This window comes from Nonomuraea sp. NPDC049784 (genome assembly GCF_040659615.1).
Classification (GTDB): domain Bacteria; phylum Actinomycetota; class Actinomycetes; order Streptosporangiales; family Streptosporangiaceae; genus Nonomuraea.
Genome location: NZ_JBFAMX010000603.1, coordinates 1 through 6,304, shown reverse-complemented (window position 1 = coordinate 6,304; position 6,304 = coordinate 1). Strand labels below are relative to the sequence as shown.

General features: G+C 69.6%; 7 protein-coding genes and 1 pseudogene. 3 read left to right on the top strand and 5 right to left on the bottom strand.

The genetic code is table 11. The annotated features are described in order from the left end of the window. The coding region (locus AB0J09_RS53210) for a cytochrome P450 (protein ID WP_360709720.1) at positions 1–1,263 on the bottom strand (1,263 nt) is incomplete at its 3' end. Positions 1,264–1,317: 54 nt separating this feature from the next. On the opposite strand from AB0J09_RS53210, the gene AB0J09_RS53205 reads away from it, so the two are divergent. The 3 genes from AB0J09_RS53205 to AB0J09_RS53195 all read left to right on the top strand — a co-directional run bounded on the left by AB0J09_RS53205 (position 1,318) and on the right by AB0J09_RS53195 (position 3,834). Further along, positions 1,318–1,881: a TetR family transcriptional regulator gene (locus AB0J09_RS53205; protein WP_360709718.1), complete on the top strand. Its 564-nt coding sequence runs from the start codon at positions 1,318–1,320 to the stop codon at positions 1,879–1,881. Between the two features lie 74 nt (positions 1,882–1,955). After that, complete coding sequence (locus tag AB0J09_RS53200) at positions 1,956–3,113, top strand: thiolase family protein (RefSeq protein WP_360709716.1); 1,158 nt, start codon at positions 1,956–1,958, stop codon at positions 3,111–3,113. A 19-nt stretch (positions 3,114–3,132) separates the two neighbouring features. Further along, positions 3,133–3,834, top strand: a complete 702-nt coding sequence (locus AB0J09_RS53195) for an SDR family oxidoreductase (RefSeq protein ID WP_360709714.1) — start codon at positions 3,133–3,135, stop codon at positions 3,832–3,834. A gap of 7 nt (positions 3,835–3,841) precedes the next feature. On the opposite strand, the gene AB0J09_RS53190 is transcribed toward AB0J09_RS53195, so the two are convergent. The 4 genes and pseudogenes from AB0J09_RS53190 to AB0J09_RS53175 form a co-directional block, all read right to left on the bottom strand. Beyond that, the gene (locus tag AB0J09_RS53190; RefSeq protein WP_360709712.1) at positions 3,842–4,147 is read right to left on the bottom strand and encodes a hypothetical protein; all 306 of its coding nucleotides are present in this window, start codon (positions 4,145–4,147) and stop codon (positions 3,842–3,844) included. A gap of 9 nt (positions 4,148–4,156) precedes the next feature. Beyond that, positions 4,157–4,768: a TetR family transcriptional regulator gene (locus AB0J09_RS53185; RefSeq protein ID WP_360709710.1), complete on the bottom strand. Its 612-nt coding sequence runs from the start codon at positions 4,766–4,768 to the stop codon at positions 4,157–4,159. A 31-nt stretch (positions 4,769–4,799) separates the two neighbouring features. Further along, a complete protein-coding gene (locus AB0J09_RS53180; protein WP_360709708.1) occupies positions 4,800–6,056 on the bottom strand; it encodes a right-handed parallel beta-helix repeat-containing protein in 1,257 nt (418 codons plus the stop codon). A 51-nt stretch (positions 6,057–6,107) separates the two neighbouring features. Next, positions 6,108–6,304 (bottom strand): annotated as a pseudogene (locus tag AB0J09_RS53175) (glycoside hydrolase family 13 protein); the annotation flags it as partial.

The following is a 6,304-nucleotide window of genomic DNA, read 5'->3' as shown; positions in this document are numbered from 1 at the left end:
CTGGCGCTGGCGATGATCCTGCGCCAGCCTGGCCTCGGTGAGCGCGAACTGGCGGCCGATGCAGGCCCGCTCACCGTTGCCGAACGGCTTGTACGCCCCGGGGTGGTGGTTCTTCTTGTTCTCCGGCAGCCAGCGGTCGATGTCGAACTCGTCGGGCCGCTCCCACGCCCTGGGGTTTCGGTGCAGCGCGGGCAGCAGCATGCCGACGCCCTGGTCCTTGGCGATGGGGTAGCCGCCGATTGTGGTGTCCTCGACCGCGCTCACGCCGAACAGCGGGATCGGCGACCAGTGGCGCAGCGTCTCCTCCAGGATGCGGGGGATGACGTCAAGCTTCATGATCGTCTCGTACGTGGGCGGCTCGTCGCCCGGCAGCAGCCGGTCCACCTCATCGTAGGCGCGCGCCAGGGTGTGCGGGTCGCGCAGCAGGTTGTACAGGGCGAAGGAGAGCAGCCCGCTGGTGGTCTCGTGGCCGGCGATGAGGAAGGTGAGGACCTGGTTGCGGATGTTCTCGTCGGACAGGCGGGCACCGCTCTGCGGGTCGGACGCCTCCAGCATCAGGCCCAGCAGGTCCTTCGAGCCTGAGACGCCCTCGGCGCGGCGCTGCCTGATCACGTCGTCGACGAGCTCCTGCATGGTGGCGATGTCGCGCCGGTACGCCTCCTCGTGCCCGCGCTTGAGCTTGGTGACGAACGGCAGCTGCTGGTTGCGCAGCATGGCCTCGGTCAGCGCGCCGCCCATGGCCTGCAGGAACGGGTGCAGCTCGGGCGAGTCGAACGAGTGGAACCGGTAGCCGAACCCGGTGAGCGAGATCGTGTCCAGGGTGAGCCTGGTCATGTCGTCGGCGACGGGCAGGTCCTCCCCCTGGCGACCCGCCCACGACTCGACGAGCTCCTCGGCGATCTCGAGCATCTGCGAGTAGTACGCCTTCATCGAGCGCTGGCTGAAGGCGGGCATCAGGATGCGATGCGCGTGGCCCCACACCGGCTCGTCGTGGTCGGCCGTGAACAGCCCGTCGCCGCCGAAGTCGCGCACGATCGACAGCGGCGGCCGGATGCGCTTGACGAACCGGCTCTCGTCGCACACTTCCGCGACCAGATCGGGGTCGTACACCAGCACGATCGTGCGACCGGCGACCTCCAGCCTGAAGATGCCCTCCTCGTACCGGGAGGCGACCTGAACGAAGTGCTCCACCGGCGAGTGAGAGGGAATCTGCAGCGTGTTGCCCAGGATGGGCAGGCCCTGGGGTGCGGGGATCTGCGCCATGATTGCTCCCTTCGGTTAGCCATACACCGTATGGCTGACGCTACCATACGGTGTATGGCGGTGAGCGCACGCAGGGGTACGCCCCTGACTCTCGAAGAGATCGGCTCCACGGCGGTACGCCTGATAGACGAGGGCGGAGTGGAGGGGTTGTCCATGCGCAAGCTGGCGGCCGAACTGGACGTCAACCCCATGTCGCTCTACCACCACGTGGAGAACAAGGAGGCACTGCTCAGGCTGGTCTGCGCCACCGCGGCCGAGCGCATGTACATACCGCCGGACGACGGCGCCTCTTGGCAGGACCAGCTCAAGGCGCTCGCGCTGGCCTACCACCGGCACGCCCGAGAGCATCCGGCCTTGTGGGGATATGTGCACACCCATCCGCAGCTCGTCTCCGACCATCGGCTGGTGATCTGGCGGACGCTCTATCGCATCCTGCGGCTGGCGGGGGTGCCGGAGGCGGAGCTGCGGCGGACGAGCGAGATCCTGAACGCGTTCGTCTCGGGCTTCATCGTGGCCGAGACCCAGGGACACATGTCGGACGACCCCGACGAGATCGCCCGCGACTTCGAAACGGCCGTCCATCTGATCATCAACGGCGTGGTGAGCTTCTCCAGCTGATCAGAGGTGCGTTGGAAAACCAAACTCACTCACGCTAGAGTGGGTTCAGTTTTCCAACCCACAAGGAGGGCGCGATGCGTGACGCGGTCATCGTGCAAGCCGTACGCACTCCGATCGGCAAGGGCAAGCCGGGCGGTGCCCTGACCGGGGTGCACCCGGTGGACCTGCTGGCCCACACCCTGCGGGCCCTGATCGAGCGCGGCGGCGTGGATCCGTCGCTGGTGGACGACGTGATCGGCGGCTGCGTCGACCAGGTGGGCGAGCAGGCCATGAACACCACGCGCAACGCCTGGCTGGCGGCCGGCTTCCCGGAGTCGGTGCCCGCGGTCACCGTGGACCGGCAGTGCGGCTCGTCCCAGCAGGCTGTGCACTTCGCCGCGCAGGGGGTCATGGCGGGCGCGTACGACCTGGTGGTGGCGTGCGGCGTGGAGTCGATGAGCCGCGTGCCGATGTGGTCGAACGTGCCTCCCGGCGCCGACCCGTTCGGCCCTGCTATGGCCGCGCGCTTCCCCGAGGGCCTGGTGCCGCAGGGCATCAGCGCCGAGCTGATCGCCGCCAAGTGGTCGCTCAGCCGTGAGCAGCAGGACGCGTTCTCGGCGGACTCGCACCGCAAGGCCGCCGTGGCCTCCTTCGCCCTCGAGCTCGCGCCCATCGCCGGGCTGGCCTGGGACGAGTCGGTACGCCCGAGCACGACGCCGGAGATCCTGGCCGGGCTCAAGCCCGCCTTCGCAGACCCGGGCTACGCCGAGCGGTTCCCGCAGATCGACTGGTCGGTCACCGCGGGCAACACCAGCCCGATCAACGACGGAGCGGCGGCCGTGCTGATCGCCAGTTCGGAGACGGCGGCGCGCCTGGGCCTGCGTCCCCTGGCCCGCCTGCACAGCTTCGCCGTCGCGGGCGCGGACCCGATCCTCATGCTCACGGCCGTCATCCCCGCCACGGAGAAGGTGCTGCGCCGCGCGGGGCTGAGTCTCGCCGACATCGACCTGTTCGAGGTCAACGAGGCGTTCGCGAGCGTCGTGCTGGCCTGGCTGCAGGAGACCGGCGCCGACCCGGCCAAGGTCAACGTCAAGGGCGGCGCCATCGCGCTCGGCCACCCGCTGGGCGCGAGCGGCGCCCGCATCGCCACGACGCTGGTGCACACGATGCGCGAGCGCGGCGCCCGCTACGCCCTGCAGACCATGTGCGAGGCCGGCGGCCTGGCCAACGCCCTGATTCTCGAACGCCTCTAACGACAACCAAAGGATCAAGATGAAGATCTCCGGCAGCGTCGCCCTCGTCACCGGCGCGAACCGCGGCCTCGGCGCCGCCTTCGCCCAGGCCCTCCTGGCCCGGGGCGCCCGCACCGTCTACGCGGCCGCCAGGAACCCCGCCACGATCACCGCCGAGGGCCTGACCCCGATCGAGCTCGACGTGACGGACCCGGCGGCGGTCGCGGCCGCGGCCTCCCGCTGCGCCGACGTGGACCTGCTGATCAACAACGCCGGCATCCTCCGCTCGGGCGCCGCCGACCTGGACTCGGCCCGCGCCGAGATGGAGACCAACTACTTCGGCACCCTCTCCATGAGCCGCGCCTTCGCCCCCGTCCTGGCCCGCAACGGCGGCGGCGCGCTGATGAACGTGCTGTCGGTGCTGTCGTTCGTGTCGTTCCCGCAGGTGAGCACGTACGCCGCGTCGAAGGCGGCGGCGTGGTCGCTGACCAACGCCCTGCGGGTGGAGCTGAAGGAGCAGGGCACCCATGTCGTGGGGGTGCACGCGGGCTACATCGACACGGACATGGCCGCCCGCGTCAGCGATCCGAAGATCTCCCCGGAGGAGGTCGTCGCCCAGGCCCTCGACGCCGTGGAGGCCGGGCTGTACGAGGTCCTGGCCGACACGGTCAGCAAGGAGACCAGGGCCGCCCTCTCAGGTGATCTCGAGCTCGTCTACCCGGCGCTGGCCGCTCGCCGCTGAGCCGGGCTCAGCCGGCGCTCGCCTCCCACACGGCCTCGAACGCCGGCTCCGTGATCTCGGTCAGCTCCCAGACTTCCAGCGGCTGGTCGGCGAGGAAGCCGTGCTCGTCCTGCAGGTGGCGCCACCAGTAGCAGCGGGCGGCCCGGTCGGTGCCCACCAGCACCTGCCTGATCGCCCACTGCTCGCGGCCGTCGCCCTCGACGCTCTCGAACAGCCAGGCACGCCCGTCGTCGTCGGCCATGTGCCAGTAGCGGCGGGGGGCGTCGGACTCGGCGAGCTGCCTCACCAGCGGCTGGCGAAGATCTGGAAGCACCCGCCTACTCTAGAACGAGCGCAGCCCCCGCAGGGCGATCTCGACACTGCGGTCCATCGACTCCACGATCTCCTCCTCCGACTGGCCGAGCTCCCGCGCGGCGCCGCCCGCGGACTGGACCGCGCCCATGAACATTCCGACCACCGCCGCGGCGCTGATCGGGTCGAGCTTGTCGGGGAAGGCCTTCAGCAACTGCCTGGCCAGCTCGCGCTGCATCTCGAACAGCAGGTGCAGGGCCCTGGCCTGAACGGCGGGCACGGCCATGACGACCTGCTCGTAGACCTTCGTCAGCTCGCGGTCGCCGGCCATCGGGCCCACGGTCAGGTAGTGGGCGATGACCTGCTTGTACGCCTTGAGCAGCACCTCGGCGACGCCGTCCTCCGGTCCCCGCCCGGCGATCACGTCGGCCGACAGCTCCATGTACTGCTCGGCCTGGGCGAGCAGCACGTCTTCCTTGGTCGGGAAGTAGTTGAAGAACGTCTTGGTGGCGACGTCGGCCGTGGCGGCGATCTGCGCGACGGTCGTCTGCTCGTATCCCTGCTCGGCGAACAGCCTGAGCGCCGTACTGACGAGCAGCTGCCTGGTCTGGCGTTTCTTGCGCTCGCGCCGCGACTCCTCCATACACTGACTATATCTTTATATGAAGTGCACCTCAGTGCTGGTAGGCTCCGGCGTCCGGCGTGCCGGCAAGGGGCTTGCCGGTGATGTCCTTGCCGAGGGCCTTTCCGCCGTACCACTTGGGGGTGAGGGTCAGGCCGCGGCCGAGCGCCGGGGAGCCGGGGCGCAGGCGGAGGTCGGTCCGGGAGACGAACTTCGGGTCGGCCATGACCGACTTCGGCCCGAGCTTGAACCGGGCCACGAGCCCCTTGTACACGCTGCCGCCGTCGTCGGCCCCCTTGCCGTCCTCCCAGCCGGCCTCCCCGCCCACCACGATCACGTTGTTGCGCAGCTTCAGGATCGACGGGGCGCAGCCGTCGTGGCACGACCAGCCGATGGTGTTCCTGGCCGGCAGGTAGACCGAGTTGTGCACGGCGACCGTGCCCTTGACGGGGCCGACGACGTGGTGGGGGCCGCGGGTGATGAGGAAGGAGCCGCGGCCGCGGGAGGAGGTCACGACGTTGAAGGCGAACACGTTGCCGGTGGCGGTCTTGCCCTTCTGGGCGCCGAGCTCGGTGAAGGTCTCGTTGTTCCTGGCGGTGTTGTAGGTGACGAGGTTGCGGTCGCCGTTGAAGATCTCGACGGCGGACCCGTCGGTGACGTAGTCCATGCTCTTGGCGAAGCTGCCGGTGATGGTGTTGCCGGTCACGAGGTTGTCGTCGCCCTGGAGGAGCACGCCGAAGGCGCCGGAGTCGTTGTCGCCGCCCTCGTCGTTGACGCTCATCCGGTTGTTGTCGGTCAGGACGCTGTCGCGGATGGTGTTGCGCGAGCCGGACGGCGTGACGAAGATGCCGGCGATGTTGCGGTCGGCGTGCACGCCTGCCAGCTCGTTGTGGTCGCCGCCGACCTGGAAGCCGGCCCAGCGGCAGCCGGAGGCGCGCAGGCCGCTGATGCGCCAGTGGCTGCCGGTGACCACGACGCAGTCGTCGTCCATGCCGCTGATCTTGGCGAGCGGGCCGCGGCCGTACGCCTGGATGACGATGGGCCGGGCCGCGGTGCCGCCGGCCTCCAGCCGGAGCGGGCCGGTGAAGGAGCTGCCGCGCTTGAAGCTGACGGCGTCGCCCGGCTTGAGGTCGGCGGAGTTGACCTTGTCGAGCGACTTCCACGGCGCGGTGGCACTGGTGCCCGCCGAGTCGTCATTGCCCGCCTTGGAGTCCACGTAGTACGTGGTGCCGGCCATCGCGTGAGCGGGGACCGAGAAGGATAAGGCGGACAGGAGCGCGGCCACGACGGCTATGGGCAGCAACCTCATTGTGCACACCACGATCGGGTTGGAGCTGGGGGGAAGCCAACGGTAGCGTGATCAACGCCTGAGGCGCCAGATACGGAGTGAGGGCCCTTCTCCGGGCAGCACGTCGCCGTCCTCGGCGTTGTAGACGCCCGACGCCTGGACGCCGAGGCGGAGCGGAGCGCCAGGGGCCCGCCGCACGCACACCAGGATCGACTCCTCGTACGTCTCACGCGCAAAGACCAGGCAGTCGGCGTCGGCGTGCAGCCAGC